Source organism: Streptomyces sp. NPDC048521 (genome assembly GCF_043199855.1).
Lineage (GTDB): Bacteria > Actinomycetota > Actinomycetes > Streptomycetales > Streptomycetaceae > Streptomyces.
The window spans coordinates 17,159-42,833 of sequence record NZ_JBICWR010000005.1 but is presented as its reverse complement, the minus strand read 5'-3'; the positions used below and the strand labels follow the sequence as shown (position 1 = coordinate 42,833).

The 25,675-nt window shown below is 72.8% G+C and carries 17 protein-coding genes, 1 tRNA gene, 1 pseudogene and 1 riboswitch; of the genes and pseudogenes, 12 read left to right on the top strand and 7 right to left on the bottom strand.

Features of this window, described 5'->3' with window-relative positions; genetic code table 11:
* Positions 1-42 precede the first annotated feature (42 nt).
* The 7 genes from ACGFRF_RS13830 to ACGFRF_RS13800 all read left to right on the top strand — a co-directional run bounded on the left by ACGFRF_RS13830 (position 43) and on the right by ACGFRF_RS13800 (position 12,099).
* A complete protein-coding gene (locus tag ACGFRF_RS13830; RefSeq protein ID WP_393739445.1) occupies positions 43-1,563 on the top strand; it encodes a methyltransferase in 1,521 nt (506 codons plus the stop codon).
* Positions 1,564-1,880: 317 nt separating this feature from the next.
* Positions 1,881-2,078 (top strand): hypothetical protein, encoded by a 198-nt coding sequence (locus ACGFRF_RS13825; RefSeq protein ID WP_393739443.1) that lies wholly within the window; start codon positions 1,881-1,883, stop codon positions 2,076-2,078.
* 269 nt (positions 2,079-2,347) lie between these two features.
* The gene (gene topA / locus ACGFRF_RS13820) at positions 2,348-5,179 is read left to right on the top strand and encodes a type I DNA topoisomerase (protein WP_393739441.1); all 2,832 of its coding nucleotides are present in this window, start codon (positions 2,348-2,350) and stop codon (positions 5,177-5,179) included.
* Positions 5,180-5,308: 129 nt separating this feature from the next.
* Complete coding sequence (tmk, locus tag ACGFRF_RS13815) at positions 5,309-8,671, top strand: dTMP kinase (protein WP_393739439.1); 3,363 nt, start codon at positions 5,309-5,311, stop codon at positions 8,669-8,671.
* A gap of 253 nt (positions 8,672-8,924) precedes the next feature.
* On the top strand, positions 8,925-10,130 hold the full coding sequence (locus tag ACGFRF_RS13810; RefSeq protein ID WP_393739437.1) for a DNA polymerase III subunit delta': 1,206 nt from the start codon (positions 8,925-8,927) through the stop codon (positions 10,128-10,130).
* Positions 10,131-10,312: 182 nt separating this feature from the next.
* The gene (locus tag ACGFRF_RS13805; RefSeq protein WP_393739435.1) at positions 10,313-11,914 is read left to right on the top strand and encodes an alpha/beta fold hydrolase; all 1,602 of its coding nucleotides are present in this window, start codon (positions 10,313-10,315) and stop codon (positions 11,912-11,914) included.
* A 108-nt stretch (positions 11,915-12,022) separates the two neighbouring features.
* Positions 12,023-12,099 (top strand) — tRNA-Thr (locus ACGFRF_RS13800).
* Positions 12,100-12,644: 545 nt separating this feature from the next.
* Here the strand turns inward: ACGFRF_RS13800 and ACGFRF_RS13795 are convergent.
* The gene (locus tag ACGFRF_RS13795; protein WP_393739433.1) at positions 12,645-12,782 is read right to left on the bottom strand and encodes a hypothetical protein; all 138 of its coding nucleotides are present in this window, start codon (positions 12,780-12,782) and stop codon (positions 12,645-12,647) included.
* A gap of 198 nt (positions 12,783-12,980) precedes the next feature.
* Positions 12,981-13,337 carry an ArsR/SmtB family transcription factor gene (locus tag ACGFRF_RS13790; RefSeq protein WP_393739431.1) on the bottom strand — a complete coding sequence of 119 codons (357 nt, stop codon included), beginning with the start codon at positions 13,335-13,337 and terminating at the stop codon, positions 12,981-12,983.
* Between the two features lie 79 nt (positions 13,338-13,416).
* A riboswitch (cobalamin riboswitch) is annotated at positions 13,417-13,605 on the top strand.
* 26 nt (positions 13,606-13,631) lie between these two features.
* On the opposite strand from ACGFRF_RS13790, the gene ACGFRF_RS13785 reads away from it, so the two are divergent.
* The 3 genes from ACGFRF_RS13785 (at position 13,632) to ACGFRF_RS13775 (ending at position 19,711) form a co-directional block, all read left to right on the top strand.
* Positions 13,632-14,741 carry a HoxN/HupN/NixA family nickel/cobalt transporter gene (locus tag ACGFRF_RS13785; RefSeq protein ID WP_393739429.1) on the top strand — a complete coding sequence of 370 codons (1,110 nt, stop codon included), beginning with the start codon at positions 13,632-13,634 and terminating at the stop codon, positions 14,739-14,741.
* 225 nt (positions 14,742-14,966) lie between these two features.
* Complete coding sequence (locus ACGFRF_RS13780) at positions 14,967-15,860, top strand: glycosyltransferase family 2 protein (protein ID WP_393739427.1); 894 nt, start codon at positions 14,967-14,969, stop codon at positions 15,858-15,860.
* Between the two features lie 455 nt (positions 15,861-16,315).
* Positions 16,316-19,711, top strand: coding sequence for a BTAD domain-containing putative transcriptional regulator (locus tag ACGFRF_RS13775; RefSeq protein WP_393739425.1), 3,396 nt, complete (start codon positions 16,316-16,318; stop codon positions 19,709-19,711).
* A 19-nt stretch (positions 19,712-19,730) separates the two neighbouring features.
* On the opposite strand, the gene ACGFRF_RS13770 is transcribed toward ACGFRF_RS13775, so the two are convergent.
* Together ACGFRF_RS13770 and ACGFRF_RS13765 are read right to left on the bottom strand one after the other, a co-directional pair.
* On the bottom strand, positions 19,731-21,428 hold the full coding sequence (locus ACGFRF_RS13770; protein ID WP_393739423.1) for a bifunctional 3'-5' exonuclease/DNA polymerase: 1,698 nt from the start codon (positions 21,426-21,428) through the stop codon (positions 19,731-19,733).
* 85 nt (positions 21,429-21,513) lie between these two features.
* Positions 21,514-22,293 (bottom strand): Clp protease N-terminal domain-containing protein, encoded by a 780-nt coding sequence (locus ACGFRF_RS13765; protein WP_393739421.1) that lies wholly within the window; start codon positions 22,291-22,293, stop codon positions 21,514-21,516.
* A 387-nt stretch (positions 22,294-22,680) separates the two neighbouring features.
* Between ACGFRF_RS13765 and ACGFRF_RS13760 the strand changes: the two genes are divergently transcribed.
* On the top strand, positions 22,681-23,790 hold the full coding sequence (locus ACGFRF_RS13760) for a DUF2786 domain-containing protein (RefSeq protein ID WP_393739419.1): 1,110 nt from the start codon (positions 22,681-22,683) through the stop codon (positions 23,788-23,790).
* 13 nt (positions 23,791-23,803) lie between these two features.
* Here ACGFRF_RS13760 and ACGFRF_RS13755 read toward each other — a convergent pair whose 3' ends face one another.
* From ACGFRF_RS13755 to rpsN, 3 genes are all read right to left on the bottom strand, one after another.
* Entirely contained in the window at positions 23,804-24,319 is a 516-nt protein-coding gene (locus tag ACGFRF_RS13755) for a DUF4232 domain-containing protein (RefSeq protein ID WP_393739417.1), read from the bottom strand.
* A 241-nt stretch (positions 24,320-24,560) separates the two neighbouring features.
* Complete coding sequence (locus ACGFRF_RS13750) at positions 24,561-25,046, bottom strand: hypothetical protein (RefSeq protein WP_393739415.1); 486 nt, start codon at positions 25,044-25,046, stop codon at positions 24,561-24,563.
* 67 nt (positions 25,047-25,113) lie between these two features.
* Complete coding sequence (rpsN, locus tag ACGFRF_RS13745) at positions 25,114-25,398, bottom strand: 30S ribosomal protein S14 (RefSeq protein WP_393739413.1); 285 nt, start codon at positions 25,396-25,398, stop codon at positions 25,114-25,116.
* Positions 25,399-25,413: 15 nt separating this feature from the next.
* Between rpsN and rpsR the strand changes: the two are divergent.
* A pseudogene (rpsR, locus tag ACGFRF_RS13740) lies at positions 25,414-25,644 on the top strand (30S ribosomal protein S18); the annotation flags it as partial.
* Between the last annotated feature and the right edge of the window lie 31 nt (positions 25,645-25,675).

The following is a 25,675-nucleotide window of genomic DNA, read 5'->3' as shown; positions in this document are numbered from 1 at the left end:
CGGAGTCGGACCCGGGAAGCCGCCGCGGGCCACAATGGGGGCGTGACTGACTCCGGACCCGCCCCCCTGCCCGCTTCCGACCGGCCCGAGACCGCGGCGCGCCTGCGGGACGCGCTGCTGGCCGCCTCCTTCACCGCCGACGGGCTGCTCGACCTGCTCGGTGCCCCCGCGTACGCGGCGCTGGCGCGCAGCGAGACCGTGCCCGCCCTGCGGGCGACCCGCGGAGACACGCCGCTGGAGACGCTCGTGCGGCTGTTCCTGCTGCAGCAACCCGTGTTCCACGCGCGCGTGGCGTCCGTGCTGCCGGTGGAGGAGGCCCTGGAGGCGGGCTGGCTCGCACGCGTGGGCGGCGACGAGGTGGCCGCGACCGTGGACGTACGGCCCTACGGCGGACCCGATGGCGAGGACTGGTTCATCGTCTCCGACCTCGGGTGCGCGGTCGGCGGCGCGGGCGGCATCGGACAGCGCGACGAAGGTGTCGTCCTGGGCGTCGGCGGCGCCTCCACGACCCTCGCCGGCATCACCGTCCGTACGCCCGTCGACTCCGCCCTGGACCTCGGCACCGGCTCCGGCATCCAGGCGCTGCACGCCTCCCGGCACGCCACGCGCGTGACGGCCACCGACCTCAACCCGCGCGCGCTGCACATCACCGCGCTCACGCTCGCGCTCTCCGGCGCGCCCGCGGCGGACCTGCGCGAGGGCTCCCTGTTCGAGCCGGTCGCCGACGACGAGACATTCGACCTCATCGTCTCCAACCCGCCCTTCGTGATCTCCCCGGGCGCCCGGCTGACCTACCGGGACGGTGGCATGGGCGGGGACGATCTGTGCCGCTCGCTCGTTCAGCAGGCGGGGGAACGGCTGAACGAGGGCGGGTTCGCGCAGTTCCTCGCCAACTGGCAGCACGTGGCAGGGGAGGACTGGCAGGACAGACTCAGGTCGTGGGTGCCGCGCGGGTGCGATGCCTGGATCGTGCAGCGCGAGGTACAGGACGTCACGCAGTACGCCGAGCTGTGGCTGAGGGACGCCGGTGACCACCGCGCGGACCCGGCGGAGTACCAGGCGCGCTACGACGCCTGGCTCGACGAGTTCGAGGCGCGCAAGGTCAAGGCGGTCGGCTTCGGCTGGATCACCCTGCGCAAGACCGGGTCCGCCGAACCCACCGTCACCGTGGAGGAGTGGCCGCACCCGGTCGAGCAGCCCCTGGGGGAGACGATCCGGGCGCACTTCGAGCGGCTCGACTATCTCCGCACGCACGACGACGCGGCGCTGCTGGGCAGCCACTTCAAGCTCGCCGCCGAAGTGGTCCAGGAGCAGGTCGGGCTGCCCGGCGCCGAGGACCCGGAGCACGTGGTCCTGCGCCAGCACCGCGGGATGCGCCGGGCCACCAAGGTGGACACGGTCGGCGCCGGCTTCGCGGGTGTGTGCGACGGCACGCTGAGCGCGGGCCGGATCCTGGACGCCATCGCCCAGCTCATGGGCGAGGACCCGGTGCTGCTCCGCGACCAGACGCCCGCACAGATCCGCCTGCTGGTGGAGCAGGGCTTCCTGGACCCGGTGGTCTGAGCCGGTGATCCGGGTCGGGGGAAGGCGCCGGGCAGGTGCCGTACCCCCGGGTAGCCGTGCCGTCGTAGACGCGATCGGATCGTCCGGTGGCCGCGCCCGGATCATCGTCGTATGCCGGTGGCACGGGCGGGAACCGGCCGGTGACGGGAAAAAGGCCGGAAAAGTACGGGCCTCAGACCTGAGCCGATGCTGCTCCGACGTACGCCCGGTACCGCGCCGACCTTCCGTTCATCCCGATGTCGCCCGCCGGTCTCTCGCGCGTGCCACCCTCCCGGCGCTGGGGCAGAGCCGGACGGGACGGAAGGGGTGGGCGGGGGATGGAGAGCGCGCCGGCGATCTTCGCGGGAGTGGTGTTCGCCCTGTTCGGGTGCGCTCTGCTGGCGTGGACCGGGCTCCGTCTCCGGCGTGGCGAACCGGTGGCCGAGGGTGTGAGCCGCATCGCATCGGTCACCCTCGCGACCGGGGCCGGAACGGTCGCGCTGGCGCTGGCCGCGTACTGCCTGACCCGCCTCTGACATCGGCGGGCGCGCGGCCTCGAAGGCGCGCCGGAAGTGCAAAGAGCGTCACGCTCCGGACATGGGCCGGGAGGTCGCCGGGTACTCCGGGCGGCAGGAATGGCGGTAGTCGGGTTACCGTTCGAGTGGCCGTTGTGGGCTTTTCCCGTTTGACACGGGGGCGGGATGTACCGTCACACTCCGCAGCGTCACACGAGCCAGAAGTACGCCGCGACCCCGGGACGAAGGCCCTGGGGAGGCCCCAGCGTCGACCGGAGAGAAGAGCCAAGTTGTCCCCGACCAGCGAGACCGCACAGGGCGGCCGCCGACTCGTCATCGTCGAGTCGCCTGCCAAGGCGAAGACGATCAAGGGCTACCTCGGCCCCGGCTACGTAGTCGAAGCGAGCGTCGGGCACATCCGTGACCTTCCCAACGGCGCCGCCGAGGTGCCCGAGAAGTACACCGGCGAGGTCCGCCGCCTCGGTGTGGACGTCGAACACGACTTCCAGCCGATCTATGTGATCAACGCCGATAAGAAGGCGCAGGTCAAGAAGCTCAAGGACCTGCTGAAGGACTCCGACGAGCTGTTCCTCGCCACCGATGAGGACCGGGAGGGCGAGGCGATCGCCTGGCACCTCCAGGAGGTCCTCAAGCCGAAGATCCCCGTCAAGCGGATGGTCTTCCACGAGATCACCAAGGACGCGATCCGCGAGGCCGTCGCCAACCCTCGCCAGCTCAACCAGAAGCTGGTCGACGCCCAGGAGACCCGCCGCATCCTCGACCGCCTCTACGGCTACGAGGTCTCGCCGGTCCTGTGGAAGAAGGTCATGCCGCGCCTGTCGGCCGGCCGCGTCCAGTCCGTCGCGACCCGGCTCGTCGTCGAGCGGGAACGCGAGCGCATCGCTTTTCGTTCTGCTGAGTACTGGGACCTGACGGGCACCTTCGCCACCGGCCGCGCGGGGGATTCGTCGGACCCGTCGTCGCTGGTCGCCCGCCTGCAGACCGTCGACGGCCGGCGGGTCGCGCAGGGCCGCGACTTCGACTCCCTCGGACAACTCAAGAGCGAGAGCACCCTCCACCTCGACGAGGCGAACGCCCGCGCCCTCGCCGCTGCCCTGGAGAACACCCGCTTCTCCGTGCGGTCCGTCGAGTCCAAGCCGTACCGCCGCTCGCCGTACGCCCCGTTCCGTACGACGACGCTGCAGCAGGAGGCGAGCCGCAAGCTCGGCTTCGGCGCGAAGGCGACCATGCAGATCGCGCAGAAGCTGTACGAGAACGGCTACATCACGTACATGCGTACGGACTCCACGACGCTGAGCGACACCGCCGTCGCGGCCGCCCGCGCCCAGGTCACGCAGCTGTACGGCGCCGACTACCTGCCCCCGCAGCCGCGCACCTACGCCGCGAAGGTCAAGAACGCGCAGGAGGCCCACGAGGCGATCCGTCCTTCGGGTGATCGTTTCCGCACTCCTGCCGAGACGGGCCTGACCGGCGACCAGTTCAAGCTCTACGAGCTGATCTGGAAGCGGACCGTCGCCTCCCAGATGAAGGACGCGACCGGCAACAGCGTGACCGTGAAGATCGGTGGCACCGCCGCCGACGGCCGGGACGTGGAGTTCAGCGCCTCCGGCAAGACGATCACCTTCCACGGCTTCCTGAAGGCCTATGTCGAGGGCGCCGACGACCCGAACGCCGAGCTGGACGACCGCGAGCGCCGGCTGCCGCAGGTCACCGAGGGCGACCCGCTGTCCGCCGAGGAGATCACGGTCGACGGCCACGCCACCAAGCCCCCGGCCCGCTACACCGAGGCCTCCTTGGTCAAGGAGCTGGAAGAGCGCGAGATCGGCCGCCCGTCGACGTACGCGTCGATCATCGGCACGATCCTCGACCGCGGCTACGTGTTCAAGAAGGGCACGGCCCTGGTGCCGTCCTTCCTGTCCTTCGCCGTGGTCAACCTCCTGGAGAAGCACTTCGGGCGGCTCGTGGACTACGACTTCACCGCCAAGATGGAGGACGACCTCGACCGCATCGCCCGCGGCGAGGCCAAGGCCGTGCCGTGGCTGAAGCGCTTCTACTTCGGTGAGGGCACGGTCACCGGCGCCGCGGCCGACGCCGGCAACGGCGACGGGGACCACCTCGGCGGCCTCAAGGAGCTGGTGACCGACCTGGGCGCGATCGACGCGCGCGAGGTGTCGTCGTTCCCGGTGGGCAACGACATCGTGCTCCGCGTCGGCCGCTACGGCCCGTACATCGAGCGCGGCGAGAAGGACACCGAGCAGCACCAGCGCGCCGACATCCCCGACGACCTGGCGCCGGACGAGCTGAGCGTCGAGCTGGCCGAGGAACTGCTGGCCAAGCCGAGCGGCGACTTCGAGCTGGGCACCGACCCGGCCACCGGCCACCAGATCGTCGCCAAGGACGGCCGCTACGGTCCCTACGTCACGGAGATCCTCCCCGAGGGCACCCCGAAGACCGGCAAGAACGCGGTCAAGCCGCGCACGGCCTCGCTCTTCAAGTCCATGTCGCTGGACACGGTGACCCTGGACGACGCGCTGAAGCTGATGTCGCTGCCGCGTGTCGTCGGCACCGACGCCGACGGCGTGGAGATCACCGCGCAGAACGGCCGCTACGGCCCGTACCTGAAGAAGGGCACGGACTCGCGCTCGCTGCAGTCCGAGGATCAGCTCTTCACGATCACGCTGGAGGAGGCGCAGGCGATCTACGCCCAGCCGAAGCAGCGCGGTCGCGCGGCCGCCAAGCCGCCGCTGAAGGAGCTGGGCGAGGACCCGGTCTCCGGCAAGCCGGTCGTGGTCAAGGACGGCCGTTTCGGACCGTACGTCACCGACGGCGAGACCAACGCGACCCTGCGTTCCGGTGACAGCGTGGAGACGGTCACCCCGGAGCGCGGCTTCGAACTGCTCGCCGAGAAGCGGGCCAAGGGGCCCGCGAAGAAGACCGCGAAGAAGGCGGCGGCCAAGAAGACCGCCCCGGCGAAGAAGACCGCGGCCAAGAAGACGGCGGCGAAGAAGACGACGTCCGCCGCGAAGAAGACGACCGCCAAGAAGACCACCGCGAAGAAGGCGACGGCTTCGAAGGCGACGGCTTCCCGCACGGAGGACTGACACACCGTCGGGTGCGGACCTCCTCCCCGGCTTCGCGAAACGCACGCCCCGGCATCACTTTGGTGTCGGGGCGTGCGCATGCCAGGACAGGCGAGGTGTGGTGTCGGTGGCTGCGGATAGGCTGAACGCATGACGCGAGCCGAGCAGCCCACGGCCACCACCACAGCACCGGACGATGCCCTGGTCGCCGACTCCCGAGAGCGCGCCGTCCGTTCCCTGCTGCGCCGACCGCAACTGCGGCGCCTGTGGAGCGCGCAGCTGGTGAGCGGTGTCGGCGACACCCTCGCCCTCCTCGTCCTGGTCGTCCTCGCTCTCCAGGCGGCGATCGCCGAGGGCACGTTCGGCGGCGGCTACCGGGGCGTGGCGTTCGCAGTGGCGACGGTCTTCGCCGCGCGCATCCTCGCCGTGTTGCTCTTCGGCGCGGTCCTCCTCGGCCCGCTCACCGCGCTCACCTCCCAGGAGGGCCCGCTCGACCGCCGCTGGACCATGGTCGGTGCCGACGGCCTGCGCGCCGCGCTGCTGATCGTCGCCCCCCTGTGGATCGACTGGACGCCGGACAACGCGCTCGCCGTCCTGCTGGTCACCGCCTTCGTCACCGGAGTCGCCGAGCGGCTGTGGACCGTGTGCCGGGAGAGCGCGGCCCCCGCCCTGCTGCCCGCCCCGCCCCCGGAGGGCGCCACCGTACGGCCGCTGCCGGACCACCTGGACGCCCTGCGCCGCCTCGCGCTGCGCACCAGCTTCCTGGCGGTCCCGCTGGCCGCCGCCGCCCTGGTCGTCGCCGCCCTGCTCAACAACCTGCTGGGCACCGGCGTGGCCTGGTTCGACCAGCACCAGGTGGCCCTCGGGTCGTACGTGGCGGCGGGCCTCTTCGCCGCCTCCCTGTCCGTGCTGACCTTCCTCGAACTGCCCGACACGCGCACCCCGCGCCCGCGGTCCCCGCTGGAGGGTCTGCGGCGCCCGCGCACCGGCGCCGGTGTCGACAAGGGCCGTACGGGCGCCGTCCCGCTGCTCGTCCCGGCCTGCGCCGCCGTGGCCGGAGCCATCGCCGCCGCCGTCGCGGTGTGCGTGCTGCACGCCAAGGACCTGGGCGGCGGCCCGGTGCTCTACGGCCTGCTCGTGCTGGGGCTGACCGGCGGTGTCGGCCTCGGCATCCGTACGGCACCCGCCCTGCTGCCCTCGCTCTCGCGCCGCCGGCTGCTGGCCCTCGCGATCGCCTTCACCGGCATCGCCCTGCTGGCCGCGGGACTCGTCCCGGACGTCACCACGGTGCTGCTGATCGTCACGCTGGCCGGTGTCGCCGCCGGCGTCGCCGCCAACACGGGGCACGCCCTGCTCGATCAGGAGACCGAGGAATACCGCCGGGCGCGCACCACCGAGCACCTGCACGCGGTCGTCCGGGTCTTCATAGCGCTCGGCGCCCTCATCGCGCCCCTGGTCGCGGCGCTGATCGGCCCGCACCGCCTGGAGAACGGCAAGTTCGTCTTCGCGCACGGCGGCGCGGCCTTCACGCTGATGCTGGTCGGGGCGCTGCTCCTACCGGTGGCCGCGCTGGTGCTGGCCAAGGTCGACGACCGCTCCGGCGTGCCGCTGCGCCAGGACCTCAAGGACGCGCTGCTCGGCGGCGACGACCCGGTCACGGCCCCGGCGGCCAGCGGTTTCTTCATCGCCCTGGAGGGCGGCGACGGCGCCGGCAAGTCCACCCAGGCCGAGGCCCTCGCCGAGTGGATCCGCGCCAAGGGGCACGAGGTCGTGCTCACCCGTGAGCCGGGGGCCACCCCGGTCGGCAAGCGGCTGCGCTCGATCCTGCTCGACGTGTCCTCGGCGGGCCTGTCCCACCGCGCGGAGGCGCTGCTGTACGCCGCCGACCGCGCCGAACACGTCGACACCGTCGTACGCCCCGCCCTGGAGCGCGGCGCGGTCGTCATCTCCGACCGCTACATCGACTCCTCCGTGGCCTACCAGGGAGCCGGCCGCGACCTGTCCCCGACCGAGATCGCCCGCATCAACCGCTGGGCGACCCACGGGCTCGTCCCGCACCTCACCGTCCTGCTGGACGTCTCCCCGGAGACCGCGCGCGAGCGGTTCACCGAGGCCCCGGACCGGCTGGAGTCCGAGCCCGCGGAATTCCACGCGCGCGTGCGGTCCGGTTTCCTCACGCTGGCCGCCTCCGACCCCGGCCGCTACCTCGTCGTGGACGCGGGGCAGGAGCCCGAGGCCGTCACCACCGTGATCCGGCACCGGCTGGACACCGTGCTGCCGTTGTCCGAGGCCGAGACCAAGGCCCAGGAGGAGGCACGCAAGAAGGCCGAGGAAGAGGCCCGCCGCAAGGCCGAGGAAGAGGCCGCCCGCAAGGCCGAGGAGGAGCGCCTGGAGCGCGAGCGCCAGGAGCAGCTCGCCAAGCTGCGCGCCGAGGAGGAGGAGCGCAAGCGCCGCGAGCTGGAGGAGGCGCAGCGCCGCGAGGCCGAACGGCAGGCGGAGGAGGCCCGGCAGCGGGCCGAGGAAGCGGCCCGGCGCGCGGAGGAGGAGCGCCAGCGGCTGCTCGCCGAGGAGAAGGCCCGTGCCGAGGAGGAGGCCCGCCGCAGGGCCGAGGAGGAGCGGCGGCGCCGGCAGGCCGAGGAGGAGGCGCGCCTGCGCGCCGAGGAAGAGGCCCGGCAGGCCCGGCTGCGCGCCGAGGAGGAGGCGCGGCGCCTGGAGAAGCAGCGCAAGGCCGAGGAGGCGCTGCTGCGTGCCGAGGAGGCCCGCCGGCAGGCGGCCGAGGCCGCGGCGGCGGCCGACGCGGCGGCCCGCAGGCCCAGTACCCCCCTGCCGACCGCGCCGGGCGTGGCTCCGGACGCGGCGACGGTTGCGACGCCGGTGGTGTCACCGGGCGCCCGCGGTGCCGAGGAGACGGTCCCGACGCCGGTGGTCTCACCGGTCGCACCCGAGGCGGGCACGCGCGCGGGGACCAGGCCGGAGGCGGGCACGGACGAGACGACGGTGCTGCGTCCGGTGCGCGAGGACCGCGGCCGCCCCGCTGAGGACGCGCAGGGCGCCTACCCCGACTCCGAGGTGACCGCCGAGCTGCCGCAGCCACCGCTCCTCTCCGGGGCGGCGGATGAGACGGCGGTGCTTCCGCCGGTGGCTCCGGCAGGCGCGTCGGATGAGACGGCGGTGCTTCCGCCGGTGGCTCCGGCAGGCGCGTCGGACGAGACGGCCGTACTGCCGCCCGTACGGGGAGCCGACCCCGCGGACCGGGTGCCGCCCGGCTTCTTCCGGGACGAGCGGCCCGCCGCCGGTCCCGACGGCACCGAGGACCGTACGCGCGAGATGCCCCAGATCGACGCCGACGGCACGCCCCGCCGCCGACCGCGTCCCGACTGGGCCGAGGAGACCCCGCTGGACGACCTGCCGACGCTGGCGGACGAACTGCTGGGGTCGTACGACGAGCAGGGCCACGGCGACCACGACGAGGAACAGGGCCGCAGGGGCCGTGGTCGGGGTCGGCGCGGCTGAGTGCAGCTCCCGCCAGGGGCAGGCACGGCGGGCGCGCGCCCGCCGTGTGCAGGCAGTACAGGGCGGCGTCTGTCGCAAACGCGACGGGCGCCGCTCGGCTTGTCACGGTGTGACGGGCGCGGCTCGGCGTGTCACGGTGTGACGGGCGCGCCCGGCCCGTGACCGGCGGTGACGGCCGCTGCCCCGCGTTGTCAGTGCTCACCCGCACAATGGACTCCGGAACGTGGAGTGTGACGGAAGGGCGGCGTGACCCATGACCGTGTGGGACGACCTCGTCGGGCAGGAGAAGGTGAGCGCGGTGCTCGACGCCGCCGCGCGGGACGCCGACGCCCTCGTCACCGCCGCCGCGGCCGACGAGCCGCTGCCGGAGGCGTCGAAGATGACGCACGCATGGCTGTTCACGGGCCCGCCCGGAGCGGGGCGGAACCAGACGGCCAGGGCCTTCGCCGCGGCGCTGCAGTGCGTGAGCCCCGACCGCGCCCTCGGCGGCTCCCCCGGATGCGGCTTCTGCGACGGCTGCCACACCGCGCTGCTGGGCACGCACGCGGACGTCACCACGGTCGCCGCGGTGGGCGCCGAGATCCTGGTGAGGGACATGCGGGACACGGTCCGCAAGTCGTTCACGTCGCCGGCGAACGGCCGCTGGCAGATCATCCTGGTCGAGGATGCCGAGCGGCTGAACGAGAAGTCGGCCAACGCGGTCCTCAAGGCCGTCGAGGAGCCCGCCCCGCGCACGGTCTGGCTCCTGTGCGCCCCCTCCATCGAGGACGTCCTGCCGACCATCCGCTCCCGCTGCCGCCACCTGAACCTGCGCACGCCCTCCGTCGACGCGGTCGCCGACATGCTCGTACGCCGTGACGGCATCGAACCGGAGGTCGCGGCGGCGGCCGCCCGCGCCACCCAGGGCCACGTCGACCGGGCCCGGCGTCTGGCCACCGACCCGGCCGCCCGCGAGCGCCGCGCCGCCGTGCTCAAGCTGCCGCTGCGCCTGGACGAGGTCGGCGCCTGCCTCAAGGCGGCCCAGGAACTGGTCGACGCGGCCGCCGAGGACGCCAAGCAGCTCGCCGAGGAGGTGGACGGCAAGGAGACCGAGGAGCTGAAGGCGGCGCTGGGCGCGGTGCAGGGGGGCCGGTTGCCGCGCGGTACGGCGGGCGTGATGAAGGACCTCGAGGACATGCAGAAGCGGCGCAGAACCCGCACGCAGCGCGACAGCCTCGACGTCGCCCTCGGCGACCTCACCGCCTTCTACCGCGACGTCCTCGCCCTCCAGCTCGGCTCCCGCGTGGCGATCGCCAACGCCGATGCCGAGGACGCCCTGGAGCGGCTGGCCCGCGGCAGCACCCCGGAATCCACGCTCCGTCGCCTCGAGGCGATCGCCGCCTGCCGTGAGGCCCTGGACCGCAACGTGGCCCCCCTGCTCGCGGTGGAGGCGATGACGATGGCCCTGCGGGCGGGGTGAGGACGCCACCGACGCCCCGCCCCTAGGATGGCCTCGCAGGAATGGCCTTATGAATGACTCGTCGGAACGGCCCCGCAGGGCTGACCTGGTCGGCGTGGCTTCATGGGCGTGCCTGTCCCTCGTACGAGCCCATCATCCACACGCAGCGCGCCCAGGTCGTCGCACAGCGTTACGCTCGCCTGATGCACACCAGGCCATCCCCCCGCCCGACCCGAGGCATCCGCCCCCGGACCACGGCCCGCCTCACGGCCACTCTGCTCGCGTCCGCCACCCTGCTCGTGTCCGCCTGCTCCGGTAGCCCGGCCACGTCGGCGGGCGGGACGGTGGACGCGGCGCTGGCCGCGCTGCCGCGATCGACGCCGTCGGCGCTGACGCCGTACTACTCGCAGCGGCCGCGCTGGCGCAGCTGCGGTGCTCCCGGCTTCCAGTGCGCGACGATCAAGGCCCCGCTGGATTACGCGAAGCCCGGCTCGGGAGACGTCCGGCTCGCCGTCGCCCGCAAGAAGGCCACCGGCAAGGCCAAGCCGCTCGGTTCGCTGCTGGTCAACCCGGGTGGTCCGGGCGGCTCCGCGATCGATTTCCTCCAGCAGTACGCGGGCGTCGGTTACCCGGCGGACGTCCGTGCCCGCTACGACATGGCCGCGGTGGACCCGCGGGGCGTCGCCCGCAGCGAGCCCGTCGAATGCCTCGACGGACGTCAGATGGACGCGTACACGCAGACGGACGTGACACCCGACGACCAGCGGGAGCAGAACGCACTGGTGGCGGCCGACAAGAAGTTCGCGGAGAGCTGCGGGACACACTCGGCACGGCTGCTGCGGCACGTCTCCACCGTCGAGGCGGCACGGGACATGGACATCGTGCGGGCGGTGCTGGGGGACCGGAAGCTGAACTACGTCGGGGCGTCGTACGGCACGTTCCTCGGGGCGACGTACGCCGGTCTGTTCCCGGAGCGGGTCGGACGGATGGTTCTGGACGGCGCGCTGGACCCCGCCCTCGACGCGCGCGAGCTGAACCTGGATCAGACGGCGGGCTTCGAGACGGCGTTCCAGGCGTTCGCGAAGGACTGCGTACAGCGCTCCGACTGTCCCCTCGGCGGCAAGGGCACGACACCCGCGCAGGTCGGCGACCACCTCAAGGCGTTCTTCCGCAAGCTGGACGCCCACCCCATCCCGACGGGCGACGCGGACGGCCGCAAGCTCGGTGAGGCGCTCGCCACCACCGGGGTGATCGCGGCGATGTACGACGAGGGGGCGTGGCAGCGGCTGCGTCAGGCGCTGGCCTCGGCGATGCACGAGAACGACGGCGCGGGGCTGCTCGCGCTCGCCGACAGCTATTACGAGCGTGACGCGAGCGGTCGCTACAGCAACCTGATGATGGCCAACGCCGCCGTGAACTGCCTGGACCTGCCGCCGGCCTTCACCGGACCCGAGCAGGCGGAGAAGGCGCTGCCGGAGTTCGAGAAGACGTCCCCGGTCTTCGGCGAAGGCCTGGCCTGGGCCGCGCTGAACTGCACGTACTGGCCGGTGAAGGCGATGGGCGAACCGCACCGCATCGAGGCGAAGGGCTCGGCGCCGATCGTGGTGGTCGGCACCACCCGCGACCCGGCGACCCCCTACCGCTGGGCGCAGTCCCTCGCCCGCCAGCTCTCCTCGGCCCGCCTCCTGACCTACGTCGGCGACGGCCACACCGCCTACGGCCGCGGCAGCACCTGCATCGACGGGGCGATCAACACCTACCTGCTCCGCGGCACCCCGCCGAGTGCCGGAAAGCGCTGCTCATAGCCCATGCCACCCACCTCGGAGCCGGCCGCTCCGGGGTGGGTACGAAGCACCCCCGGAAACTGTGTAGACTTACCGACGTTGCCGGTCGCACCATAGTGCGGGCAGCGCGCCGCTTTAGCTCAGATGGCCAGAGCAACGCACTCGTAATGCGTAGGTCTCGGGTTCGAATCCCGAAAGCGGCTCCATGGGGACCCCAGGTCGGACACCGTCTGACCTGGGGTCTTCTCGTTGCCGAGATGCCCGTTCTCCGAGATGCCCGGACGGGGGGCCGGACGTAGATTCGGCACGTGGACGGTATGCCGGAGCGTATCGACCCCTCGACGGACAGGACCGTCGCCGCGCGTCTGCTCGGCTGCCTGCCCGACGAGGTCGGATACTGTCCGCGCTGCCAAGGGCTCACCCGGCGCTACGGCCGCGACGCCCAGGTCATCTGCCCGGCCTGCCGGGCGGCCGAGACCGCGACGCGACCCCTACCGGGTTCGCCGGCTGAGCCCCACCGGTCCGCCGGCTGAGCCCCACCAGGTCCGCCGGTTGCGCCCACCGGTTTCTGCCGGCTGACCTTCGCGATCACCCGGAAGCCGGCGCAGCGTCCTGTCGAACCGAACGCGGCAATGTCTCCGGGTGTCGTTGTCCCCGTGGATCCGCCTGCCTGCGCGAGGGCGAAGCTGCCCGCGTCTCGCGGCTCAGGCGCGGACGTCGTGCCAGGGCGAGCACTCCCGGTACGTGCTGGTCACGATGCACCCCCGCAGCCGGGGACGATCTTCATGTAGCGGGCGTCGTGGCCCCTGGTGGAGGCGATGCGGCCGTTGCTGAGTTCCGCCTCGATTCGCAGGCCGTCGGCCAGTGCCGTCGCGCTGCCTTGGTGCACCAGCAGTCGTGACGATCAGTCATGATCACCTTATAGACAGGTCTTTACGCCACGATGGGGGCGGGGCCCCGCACCTGGCTGTGCTCTGCTCTGCGCCGAGGCGCGCCCGCACGTGGGCCAGGGCCGCCGCCGGCCCCGGGCCCGTCAGTCGCGTCGAAGACGTCAGCCGCGTCGATCACCTCAACCGCGTCGATCCCCTCAGTCGCGTGAGACGCAGTGCTTCAGCAGTTCGGAGATCGATCCGTCCACGAGCCGGTAGCGCACGACGCGGCCGTCCTTCTGGCCCTCGACGATGCCCGCGGTCCGCAGCAGGCGCAGGGACTGGGAGACGGCGGTGTCCCTCATCCCGGTGGCGACGGCGAGGTCGGAGACGGCGATCGGGCCGGCCTCGTGGAGCGCGAGCAGCAGGGACAGGCGTCCGGGATCGGAGAGCAGCGAGAAGCGGTCGGCCCAGGCGCGTACCCGCTCCGGCTCACCGACGGCGGCGATGGCGTCGCAGACCCGGTGGCCGTCGATGGTGCGCTGCCCGGCACGTTCCGCGGGGACGAGATGCATGGCCCCATCATCGCAGCCATCGGCCGGGCGCTCCATACCTGTTCAGTTGTGCAGCCTTGCAGCCGCTACCCGCCGCCGCCTAGTGTGAGCGGGCCGTGGTGTTCGGGAAGACCGGTGACAGCCCTCAGGGGCTCAGTCCGGAGCGGCCCTCGCCACTGTGATCGGGAAGTTCCCGCCCCCTACACGCCACTGGCCGCACAGCCGGGAAGGCAGGGGCGGGCGCGTCGACCCGTCAGCCAGGAGACCGGCCACGGCATCACGAAGCTGATCCACGAGGTGCTGGAGCGTGACCGTATGACCGTGTCCGAAGGCGTGCCCGAAACCGCCGCCACCCCGTCCTTCCGCTGGCGTCGCGAGGACACCGTCCGGACCGCGGGGCTCCTGGCCGTGATCGTCGCCCTGCACGTGGTCGCGTTCGGGATCCTGTTCCTGCTGGTGATTCCCCGTCACTACGAGGTGGGTACCAAGGCGTTCGGCCTGGGCCTCGGCATCACGGCGTACACGCTCGGCATGCGGCACGCCTTCGACGCGGACCACATCGCGGCGATCGACAACACCACCCGCAAGCTCATGGCCGACGGCAAGCGTCCGGTGTCGGTGGGCTTCTGGTTCGCGCTGGGCCACTCCAGCGTGGTGGTCGTCATGGCCGCGCTGGTCGCCGGCGGCGCGAAGCTCGCCGGCACCCTGATGAACGACGGCTCCCGGACCCACCAGGTCCTCGGCACCGTGGGCACCACGGTCTCCGGCAGCTTCCTGTACCTCATCGCCGCCCTCAACCTGGTCGCGCTCTTCGGCATCCTGCGCGTCTTCAGGGCGATGCGCGCCGGACGTTACGACGAGGCGGAGCTGGAGGCCCACCTCGACTCCCGTGGCTTCATGAACCGTGTCCTCGGCCGGCTCACCAAGTCCATCCGCCGCCCGGGCCAGATGTTCCCGCTCGGCTTCCTCTTCGGCATCGGCTTCGACACCACGACGGAGGTCCTGCTCCTCGCGCTGGCCGGCAACGGTGCCGCCGCCGGTCTCCCGTGGTACGCGGTGCTGTGCCTGCCGCTGCTGTTCGCGGCCGGCATGAGCCTGTTCGACACGCTGGACGGCACGTTCATGAACTTCGCCTACCAGTGGGCTTTCTCCAACCCGGTGCGGAAGGTGTTCTACAACCTCACCATCACCGGCCTGTCCATCGCCGTGGCCTTCTTCGTCGGCACGATCGAGCTGGTCGGCGTCCTGCACGACAAGCTCGGTCTGCAGGATGACGTCACCGGCTGGATAGCGGCCCTGGACCTGGACAACGTCGGCTATGTCATCGTCGGCCTGTTCGTGGTCGTCTGGGCCGTGGCCATCGCGTACTGGCGCTTCGCCAAGGTCGAGGAACGCTGGGCCGTCCGCGCCGCAGACTCGGGCTGAGACGGTGGGAGTGCCGGGCCGTGTGAGCCTCCGGCACCGGCTGAAGGGGAAGGCGGTCGGTCGATCGGCGGAGCCACTCCCTCATGGGGGACAGAACCGGCGCAAACGCGCCGCACGGTGAATCGGCGTCAGGTGAACGCTCGGACGTGAGGCAACATCTTGGTGAACGGCGGGCGCCGCGCGGTCGAGACGCGGTGCCGCCGTCGGCCGGATGGGGTGAGGGACGTGGTGGAGCCGAGGATCGCCGTCGCCGTGGTGACCATGGGCAACCGGCCCGCCGAGGTCGACGCGCTGCTGCAGTCCGTGGCCAAGCAGGACCTCGCCCCGGCCCGCATCGTCGTCGTCGGCAACGGCTGCCGGCTGCCCGAGTTCGCCCGCCGGCTCTCCCTGCCCGGCGAGGTCACCACCATCGACGTGGAGGAGAACCTCGGCTGCCCGGGTGGCCGGAACGTCGCCCTCGCGCGGCTGCGGGAGTACGGGGACGTCGATGTCGTCGTGGAACTCGACGACGACGGGCTGCTCGTCGACGCCGACGTGCTGCGGCGCGTACGGGACCTGTACGCCGCCGACCCCCGCCTCGGCATCGTCGGCTTCCGTATCGCCGACGAGCACGGCGAGACCCAGCAGCGGCACGTCCCCCGGGTGGGGAAGTCGGACCCGATGCGCGGGGGATACGTCACCGGGTTCCTCGGCGGCGGGCACGCCCTGCGCATGGCGATGCTGGCCGAGACCGGGGACTGGCCCGCCGAGTTCTTCTTCGCGCACGAGGAGACCGACCTCGCCTGGCGGGCCGCCGACGCCGGCTGGAAGATCCTGTACGCCCCCGAGTTGCTGCTCCAGCACCCCAAGACGTCACCGGCCCGGCACGCCATCTACTACCGGGTCAACGCCCGCAACCGCGTCTGGCTCGTCCGGCGCCGGCTGCCCCTGCCGCTCGTCCCGGTGCACCTGGGGGTGTGGACGCTGCTCACCCTCGCCCGCACCCGCTCCCCGGCGGGGCTGAAGGCATGGTTCGGCGGATTCCTCGAGGGGGTTCGGGAGCCGGCCGGCGGGCGGCGGCCGATGCGCTGGCGGACGGTGGGGCGGCTCACCCGGCTCGGACGTCCGCCGGTGATCTGAGCCGTGCGCGGGGACCAGGCTCCGGACGCAAGGGCGGGTAAAGGGAGTCCAGCGGCTGCGCAGAGGGAACGGGACGGAGCCCCGGTCGTTCACCTCCGACGGCCGGGGCCCCTTTGCGTCCCCGGATCCAGCCTGCGGCGACACTCCCCCGAGTTACGCGACTTACGCGCGCGCCGTCGGGCCAGATCCGATGGAATGATCACATCAGGATGCGCCAACGGATCGCTAACATGTGGCCAACGGTTCGACGGCGGGACGCGGACCGAGTGGCCGGAACCCGCCCGGCGACAGCGGAACAGGCCCCTGGGACAGGCGGATCCGGAGCCGGGCGCGGCGAACAGAAGGTGGCGGGAAACCGTTGCGGACAGGGCGGGAATCCGCCAGGGAACGGCGGGTGGGCACCCGTCGCGGAGCATGGTCGGTCCCGACCGCGCGGGAAGGCAGTGGGCGGCGTGATGCGGCGGTACGAGCTGCGGTTCGGACTGCTGGGACCGCCCGTCCTCTACGACCGGCCGCCGTACGAGATTTCGTACGAGACCCCCGGCAGCGCTTCTGCCAAGGCCGCCAAGACCGCCAAGACTGCGAGGGCCGCCAAGACCGCCAAGACCGCGAGGGCCGCCAAGGCCGCCAACGTCGCCAACGTCGCCGACGACGCCTCTGACGACGGCGTCCGTGCCATCGGCAGTCCCAAAGTGCGCGCCCTGCTCGCCGCCCTGCTGCTGGAGGCCGGCCGGGTCGTGTCGGTCGAGTCGCTGAAGGACGCCCTGTGGGGTGGGGCGCCGCCGGTCTCCGCGCAGGCCTCCCTGCACAACCACGTCACCCGGCTGCGTCGGCTGCTGGACGACCCCGACCGGCTCAAGGCCGTACCGCCGGGATATCTGCTGCGTGTCGACCACGGCGAATTGGACGTGCACGTGTTCGAGGTGTGGGTGAGTGAGGCGCGCGCCGCGCACGCCCGGCGGGACTGGCCGGGCGTCGTGCGGGCCTGCGCGGCCGCGTTCACGCTCTGGCGCGGCGCCCCGCTCAGCGGACTCCCCGCCGACCTCGGCGGCTACGCCCTGGTGCAGCGCCTGGAGGAGGCACGGCTGCTCCTGCTCGAGTGGCGCTACGACGCCGAACTCGCGCTGGGCGGTTCACGGTTGGCCGCGCTGGTCCCCGAGTTGGCGGCTCTCGTCGCCGAGTATCCGCTGCGCGAGGCGTTCCACCGTCAGCTGATGCTCGCCCTGCACCGCACCGGCCGCCAGGCAGAGGCCCTGGCCGTCCACCGTGACCTGCGGGCCCACCTGGTCGAGGAACTCGGCATCGAGCCCGGCCCGGCGGTCCGCGAGGCGCACGTCGAGGTGCTGCGGGGAAGCGGCGAGACCCGGCGGCAGCACGAGGACCACGGTGACCGGCGGCGCGTCACCGAGAACACCCGGCAGCAGGACCCGGCCGGCCGCTTGGGCACGACCGGCGCCGCAACACCCCCCGCATACCCGGGCGAAGGCGACTCGGCCACGCGGCAGACCCCGCGCCCGGCCCAGTTGCCGGCTCCTCCGGCCCACTTCACCGGGCGTGCCGACGTACGCCGGGAGCTGCGTCAGGCGCTGACCGAGCCGCCCGCACCGGCCCCCGCCGTCGCGGTGATCAGCGGGATGGCGGGCGTCGGCAAGAGCGCGTTGGCCCTGCATGTGGCACATGAACTGCGGGAACGTTTCACCGACGGTCAGCTCTACGTCAACCTGCACGGCGCCACGCCCGGTATGACCCCGCTCACCGCCGCGCAGGCGCTCGCGGCCCTGCTGCGCGACCTCGGAGCCGAGCCCCGCCACATCCCCGAACACCCGGACGCAGCCGCCGCGTTGCTCCGCTCGTTGCTGGCACCCGCCCGCATCCTGCTGGTGCTGGACGACGCGGCCACCGCGGCCCAGGTGCGACCCCTGCTGCCGGCCGGGCCCGAATGCGCGGTGATCGTCACCAGCCGTTCGCCGCTGACCGCCCTCGACGGCGCCCGGCGCTTTCCGCTCGGCCCCCTGACCGGCGAGGACAGTGCGGCCCTGCTGCGCGCGGTGAGCGGGCGCGAGGGGCTGGACGCCGATCACGCGCTGGTCGAGCTGACCGGTCGGCTGCCGCTCGCGCTGCGTGTCGTCGCCGCCCGGCTCGCCGCCCGCCGCGCGCTCACCGCGGAGGTGCTGGCGAGCCAACTCGCGGCAACGGGTGGACGGCTGAACCACCTCGAGTACGACGATCTGAGCGTCCGGCGTTCCCTGGCCGTCGCCCATGACGCGCTCGCCGCCGCCGAACGTGAGGCCGACCAGGACGCGGCCCTCGCGCTGCGTCACATCGGCGTGCTCGACCTGCCGGCCTACAGCGCTCCGCTGATCGCACAGCTCACCGGCACCGACGCGCGCCGCGCCGAGGCCGCCCTGGACCGCCTGGTCGACGTCGCCCTGCTGGAGGAGACGGCGTACGGCCGTTACGCACCGCACGACCTGGTCCGCGATTTCGCCCGCGAACTGGCGGACACGGCAGCGCCCGGCACCGCCGACCCCCTGGACACTTTCCCGGCCCCTTCCCCGACCCCCGGTACGCCGACCGGTACGCCCCCTGCCCGAGCCTCTGCCCCGGCCCAGGGCCCGGCCCCTGACTCCACCACGAATTCCGGGCCCGGCACAGCCACTCCGGACACGGCCACTCCTGCTCCCGACCCCGGCGCCTCCGCCCCGGACACGGAAGCCGCCGCCCCCGATCTGGTCGCCCTCCGCTGGTACGCGGCTGTCGCCGAGCGGCTGCTGATGGCGATCGTGGAGCCGGGGATCGATCAGGACGACCGGCGTCGGCCGACCTCCGCGCAGCCGCCCGGGCATGCGGAAGATGTCGCCGCGCTGGCGTTCTTCGAGTCCGCGGAGGTGGCGTTCGCCTGGGGCGAGGTGGAGTTGGAGAACATCGTCACCCTGGTGGCACGCAACGCGGGCACGGCCGACGTACGCCGGGCCGCCCACCTCTCGACGCTCGTGCGGCTGCTCTTCCCGTACGTGCAGCGCAGCGGGCGGGTCGCCGAGATGGAGGTGCTGGGGCGGGCCGGGCTCCAGGCGGCGCGGCGGCTCGGTGACGCCGCGGCCGAGGCCTACGCGCTGGGCGACCTGGCGGGCCTGCACTTCCTGACCGGCCGGCAGAACGACGCCCTCGCCCTCACCGACCGGGCCCTGGAGATCTGGCGACGCCTCGGCACGACGTCCAGGATCCGGCGTTGTCTGAACAACCGCGGGCTGCTGCTGGAGGGGCTGGGCCGGTTCCAGGAGTCAGAGGAGGCGCTGCGGCAGAGCCTCGCGTATTCGCGGCAGTTGAACGACTCCTACGGCGAGGCCGTCACCCACAGCCATCTCGGGAACCTCTACGAGCACACCGACCCGCGCGCCGCCATCGAGCAGCACCGGCGTTCGCTGGCGATCGGGGACGTGATCGGCGCGGTCATCGTGCAGCACTCGGCGCACTGCAACATCGGCTACGCGCACCTCGCCCTCGGCGAACCGGCGGCCGCGGCCCGGCACTTCGAGGAGAGCCTGCGCATCCTCGGCGGTCACGGCGACTGGCACGGCGAGTCCCAGACCCGGCTCGGCCTGGTCCGCGCACTGCGGGAGCTGGGGGAGAGCGAGCGGGCGGGCGGTGAGTGCGCCGAGCTGCTGCAGCGGGCCGACGCCCGCGCCGACCGCTACATGGGCGGCCTGGCCCGGCACCAGCACGGGCTGCTGCTGCGCGAGCGGGGACGGCGGGCGGAGGCGTTCGACGCCTGGCGCGCGGCGCTCGTGGCGCTGGAGGGAACGGACGAGCAGGCGGTGCTGGCGGAGCTGCGGGAGCTGCTCGCGGACTGAACGGGCCGTGGCGACCGGCTTACTTGGCGTCGGCATAGCACTCCACCACCGCCGTGCTGAACGGGAACCGCACCGGTGTCTCGCCGAAGGTCAGCCGCCCGGCGAGGGCGGCGGACTCGCGGATGGCCTGGACGACGGTGTCTGCCTCCTCGGCGGGGCAGTGCACGATCACCTCGTCGTGCTGGAAGAAGACCAGTTCGGCCTTGAGGTCCGCGCAGGCCCGGCGCAGTGCGGCGAGCAGCAGCAGCGCCCAGTCGGCGGCGCTGCCCTGAACGACGAAGTTCCGTGCGAAGCGGCCCCGCGCGCGGGAGTTGGTGGAGGCGTAGCCGGGCACCCAGCCCTGGCCGTCGGTCTGCGCCTCGGTGTCGTCCTCGCCGACGGGGATGCCGGCCTCCTCCGTCGGGTCCTCGCCGGAGCCGGCGGCAGGTGGGCAGGTCCGGCCGAGCCAGGTGCGCACCAGCCGGCCCTCCTCGCCCGCGCGTGCCGCCTCGTCGACGTAGGCGACGGCCTTGGGGAAGCGGCGGCGGAGCGCGGCGAGGTTCTTCAGGCCGTCGCCGGAGGTCTGGCCGTAGACCGCGCCGAGCACGGCGAGCTTGGCCTGGTTCCGGTCGCCGGAGAAGGCGCGGTCGGAGACGGACTGGTACAGGTCGCTCTCGCGCCCGGCCACCTCCATCAGGCCGGGGTCGCGGGAGATGGCGGCCAGGACCCGCGGTTCCATTTGGTCGGCGTCGGCCACCACCAGCCGCCAGCCGGGGTCGGCGACCACGGCCCGCCGGATCACCTTGGGGATCTGCAGGGCACCTCCGCCGTTGGTCACCCAGCGCCCGGTGACCGTGCCGCCGGCGAGGAACTCGGGGCGGAAACGGCCCTCGCGCACCCAGTCCTGGAGCCAGGACCAGCCGTGCGCCACCCAGATCCGGTACAGCTTCTTGTACTCCAGCAGTGGCTCTACGGCCGGGTGGTCTACGGACCGGATCTCCCAGCGGCGGGTGGACTTCACCTTGATGCCGGCCTGTGCGAAGGCCTTGATGACGTCGGCGGGCAGATCGGGCCGCACGCGGCGGCCGAAGGCGGCGGACACCTGGTCGGCCAGCTCGGCGAGGCGGCGCGGCTCGCCCCCGCCCGCGTACCGCTCGCCGAGCAGCTCGTGCAGCAGCTCGCGGTGGACCTCGGCGCTCCAGGGCAGGCCCGCGCGGTTCATCTCGGCGGCCACCAGCATCCCGGCCGACTCGGCGGCCGTCAGCAGCCGCATCCGGTCGGGGTGGGCCGCCCGCTGGTGCCGCCGCTGCTGATCGGCGTAGACCGCGAGCAGGTCTTCGAGAGGCAGGTGGGTGCCGGCCGGCTCGAACAGGGGGGACTGGGCGCCCGGTTCGGCCGGGCGCTGCGGCGGGTCGGGTGGTACGGGGCCGCCGCGGAGGCGGGCCAGGGCGGCGGCGGCCGAGCGCGGCTCGCCGTACCGTCCTTCATGGCCCAGCAGGAGTGTCTCGGCGTCCTCGATGTCGTAGCACCGCTCCACTCGCACCCCCGTGGCGAGCAGACGCGGATAGACATCGGGGGTCGACCGCCACACCCAGCGCGTCACCTCCGGGCGGCTCCGCACCGCCCCGGCGAGATCGCTCTCCCGCCGCACCGGCCCGGCGGGCAGCCCGTCCGGGCCGAGGGGGGCGACGTCCACGCCACCGTCCTCGGCCGGTGCGAGTGCCCACCGGTCGGTCATGGAAGCGAGTGTGGCAGGCGGGTCTGACAATGGCCTTGACCTGCGGATTCATTCCTCAGAGGGTACTGCGCGGCCCGTCGGGGGTTCAGTCCTCGGAGGGCTTCGCGGTGCCGGTCGCCGACTCGGCCGCCGCTGCCGCCTCCTTCTTCTGGTCCAGCAGCAACGCCAGCACCTTGCCGATGTACTCCTCGGTCGCCGGCTTGGTGATACCGAGGCCGCTGAGGACGCCCTGCCCGTTCTCGTGCTCCAGGAGGGCCAGCAGGATGTGCTCGGTGCCGATGTAGTTGTGGCCGAGCCTCAGGGCCTCGCGGAAGGTCAGTTCCAGGACCTTCTTGGCCTCGGGGCCGTAGGGGATCAGGTCGGGGATGTCGTCCGCGGCGGGCGGGAGCGCGGCGGTCGCGGCCTGCCGTACGGCGTCCAGGGTGGAGCCCTGCGCGATGATCGCCTTCGCGGCCACGCCCTCCGGCTCGGCCAGCAGCCCGAGGACCAGGTGCTCGGGCCGGCCCTCGGGGGTGCGGGCGGCCACCGCCTCGCTGTGCGCGGCCATGACCACGTTCCGCGCGCGGGGGGTGTAGCGGCTGAAGCCCTGGCTGAGGTCGAGGTCGGCGGACTCCTTGGGCACGAACCGCTTCTGCGCCGCCTGCCGGGTCACGCCCATGCTCTTGCCGATGTCGGTCCAGGACGCGCCCGAGCGGCGGGCCTGGTCCACGAAGTGGCCGATCAGATGGTCGGCCACGTCTCCGAGGTGATCGGCCGCGATCACCGCGTCCTGGAGCTGGTCGAGGGGTTCGGTGTGCACCTTCTTGATGGCCTCGATGAGGTCGTCGAGGCGCACGGATGCCGTGATGTTGCCGTTGGTCGCCATGTGTCAACCGTAGGTTGCGCCCCGCTGTATGTCAACCGATGGTTGACAGTCCCGTTCTCCTGCCCGCTACTTCGGGATGACCGCCAGCCGTACCCGGAGCGCCGTGGACGCCGTCCCGCCGAATCAGCCCGGATCACGGGCCACCCGGCGGCCGCGGCGCAGCAGCGAGGCGAGTTCCCCGGAGAACAGCCCGACCGAGCCGTTCGCCCGGCCCATTGGCCACGCCTCTCCTCCGCCCCTCGACCGCACTCCGGACCCTGGTGGACCCGGCCGGCCGCCCTCGACGTCCCTGGGACCCGGCCGCCCGCGTCGGACGTCGCCAAATGTTGTCCACAGCCTGTGGACGACTTCCGTCCGCTGTCAGTGGGTCGTGGCACGATCGACGGCGTGACCAGCACTGCCAGTACCGTCGAGCGGGCCTTCCGGGCCGCCCTCTACGACGACACCGACACCGGCCTCGACACGGGTGCCTCCGTGCTCGCCGCCGAACCCGGCGCGGACGGCGAACTCGCGCGGAGGGGCGAGGAGTTCGTGGGGGCTGCTTGGCGGCGCGGCTGGCAGCCCGCCGACGTCGTACGGCTCGTACGCCGCGAGCTGGACGAGGCGCATGTACGCCTGGCCGCCGCGCTGATCCGCGCGCAGGCCGGGTGGGACCGCCCGCGCGGGCACCGCTGGGCCGCCCAGCTGGAAGCGCTGCCGGAGGGCCCCGCACCCGGAGCCGACCGCTTCTCGCACGCCACGGCCGTCCTGGAGCTGTACCGCCTGCTGCTGCGCCTGCCCGCCCTGGAGCCGCTGGAGGACGAGTCCCGCCCCGCTCCCGGCCCGGCCGCCTCCCGCATGCTCACCCGCATTCGCGCGCTGCTCGCCAAGGCCGAGGCGACCGGCTATCCGGAGGAGGCCGAGGCGCTCAGCGCCAAGGCGCAGGAGCTGATGGCCCGGTACAGCGTCGACGAGGCGCTGCTCGCCGCCGAGGCGCCCGCGCCGGACACGCCCGGGGCCTGCCGGATCGGGGTCGAACCGCCGTACGAACAGGCCAAGGCGATCCTGCTGGACGCCGTGGCCACTGCCAACCACTGCCGTGCGGTGTGGAACGAACCGCTCGGCTTCTCCACGGTCGTCGGCTTCGAGGCGGACCTGGAGGCGGTCGAGCTGCTCTACACCTCGCTGCTGGTGCAGGCCACGCACGCGATGACCAAGGCGGAAGCGGCCCAGAGAGCCGGCGGGCGGAAACGGACCAAGACCTTCCGGCAGTCGTTCCTCGCCGCCTACGCCCACCGCGTCGGTGACCGGCTCGCGGCCGCCGCCGAGACGCAGGTCAGCCAGGACCTGCTGCCGGTGCTGGCCACGCGCGCGATAGCCGTCACCGGCCGCCTGGAGCGCATGTTCCCCGAGACCACCACGACCCGGCTGCGCGGCGTGAGCGACGCGGCGGGCTGGACGGAGGGCACGGCGGCGGCCGACCGGGCCCAGGTCAAGGGCCGGCACCGGCTGCCCTGAGCCTCGGTCCGGCTCAGTCCCCGACCTGCTGGAAGGCGCTGACGGCGGCGTTCGGGGCGGCGGCGGTGCCCTTGGCGGCGACGGGGCCGTACGACCACGGGAAGCTCCGGGTGGCGGTGGAGCCGGGCAGGCCGACCGTCACCGTCTTCGCCGCCAGGCTGTTCTTGTCGCTCCCCTCGCCACGCACATAGCTGATGGTGAAGGACGCCGAATCCCCCTTGGCGAGCTTCAGCTTCTGCGCCTTGGCGCCTTCGAGGACGGGCACCTTGTGCTCGGCGTCGCCGGCGTTCAGCACGGCGCTCGGGAAGCCGTCCAGGGTGCAGGGAGCGCTCTGGTTGGTGATGCTGACCGGCACCTCGCCGGTGTCACCGGCGGCCGGCGCCACGCTCGCCGATCCGATCTGGACCGACACCCCGCCGATCTTGCAGGCCGAGCTGTTCTTGTCGCCGCTCTTGTCCCCGCCGTCGTCGCAGGCGGTGAGCAGCAGGGTGGCGGCGAGGGCGGTGACGGTGAGCGGAAAGGCGCGCATGAGCAGATCCCCATCGAGTCGTGTCGGTGCCCCTGCATCATGGCGCCTGCGTACCGGCCCCGTTCGCGCACCCCTCTCGAATCACCGCTTCGGGCGCCTTTCCGAACCACCGCATCGGGTGACCTCGCAGATCACGACGTCGGGCGCCCTTCCGGATCACCGGGTCCGGTCACCTTCCGGATCACCACGTCTGGCTCACCTTCCGGATCACCGCGTCGAACCGGGTCTGTTCCGCGCCGCGTCACTGCTTCAGCTGGGTCGGCAGTCCCGACGGCAGCTTGCCGCCCTCGGCCCTGGTGTACGTCTCCTGGCCGAGCTTGCCCGACCAGGTCACCTTCATGGCCTTGTCGTCCACCGAGTCGACCATCCCGGTGACCCGGTCCTTGCTGCCGTCGGTGCAGGTCAGATGGATCATCCGCATGCCGGCCTCGGTGCCGGCGGTCCCGCTGCACACGGTCCCGCCGGTCGCGAAGACCCCGGCCTTCTTCCCGTCGATCACCAGGGCCACGATCTTGCCGCCGGCGGTGGTGATCCAGCTGCCCTGGAGCTCGGCCGAGGCGCCGGTCACGCCCGGGGTTCCCGTGCTGGACGTCGGGGCCGTGGTGGCGCTGGGCGAGGACGAGGAGCCGTCCTTCGAGTCGCCGCCGCTGCACCCCGTCAGCGCCAGGGCGCCTGCCACTCCCGCGGCCAGGGCCGCGCTCCGCACTCTCGCCGTCGCAGAAGTCACCGGAAAGCTCCCAAGCTGTAGCGTCCGGCCGCCCTCGGCCGGACGGCCCGCAGCAAGCTACCAGCAGTTACCAGGAGGACTTCCGGACGCCGGGCAGCAATCCCTTGTGAGCCTGCTCGCGCAGGTCCACCCGGGAGAGTGCGAAGGCGCGCACATAGCCGCGCGGACGGCCGTCCACCTGGTCGCGGTTGCGCACGCGCGTGGCGCCGGCGTCCCGCGGCTGCTTGCGCAACTCCCGCTGCGCGGCGAGCCGTTCGGCCTCGGTCGAGGAGGGGTGGCGGATGATCTCCTTCACCGCCGAGTACGCCGCCGGGCGCGACGCCCGGCAGAACCTGCCGCCCGCCTTCGACACCCTGCTGAAGGTCTGATGCCTCGCACGAGCGACCGCAAGCCCGCCAGGAGCCGGCCCGACCCGCTGGACCGGGCCGGCGTGACCTACGGCGACTACCAGGACACCGACCTGCTGCGGAAGTTCCTCTCCGCCCGCGGCAAGATCCGCAGCCGCCGGGTCACCCGGGTCACCGTCCAGCAGCAGCGGCTGCCGGCCCGGGCCGTCAAGAACGCGCGTGAGAGGGCGCTGCTGCCCTACGCGTCCCGCCGGCGAGTGTCGGCCGGCATACAGGTAGGAG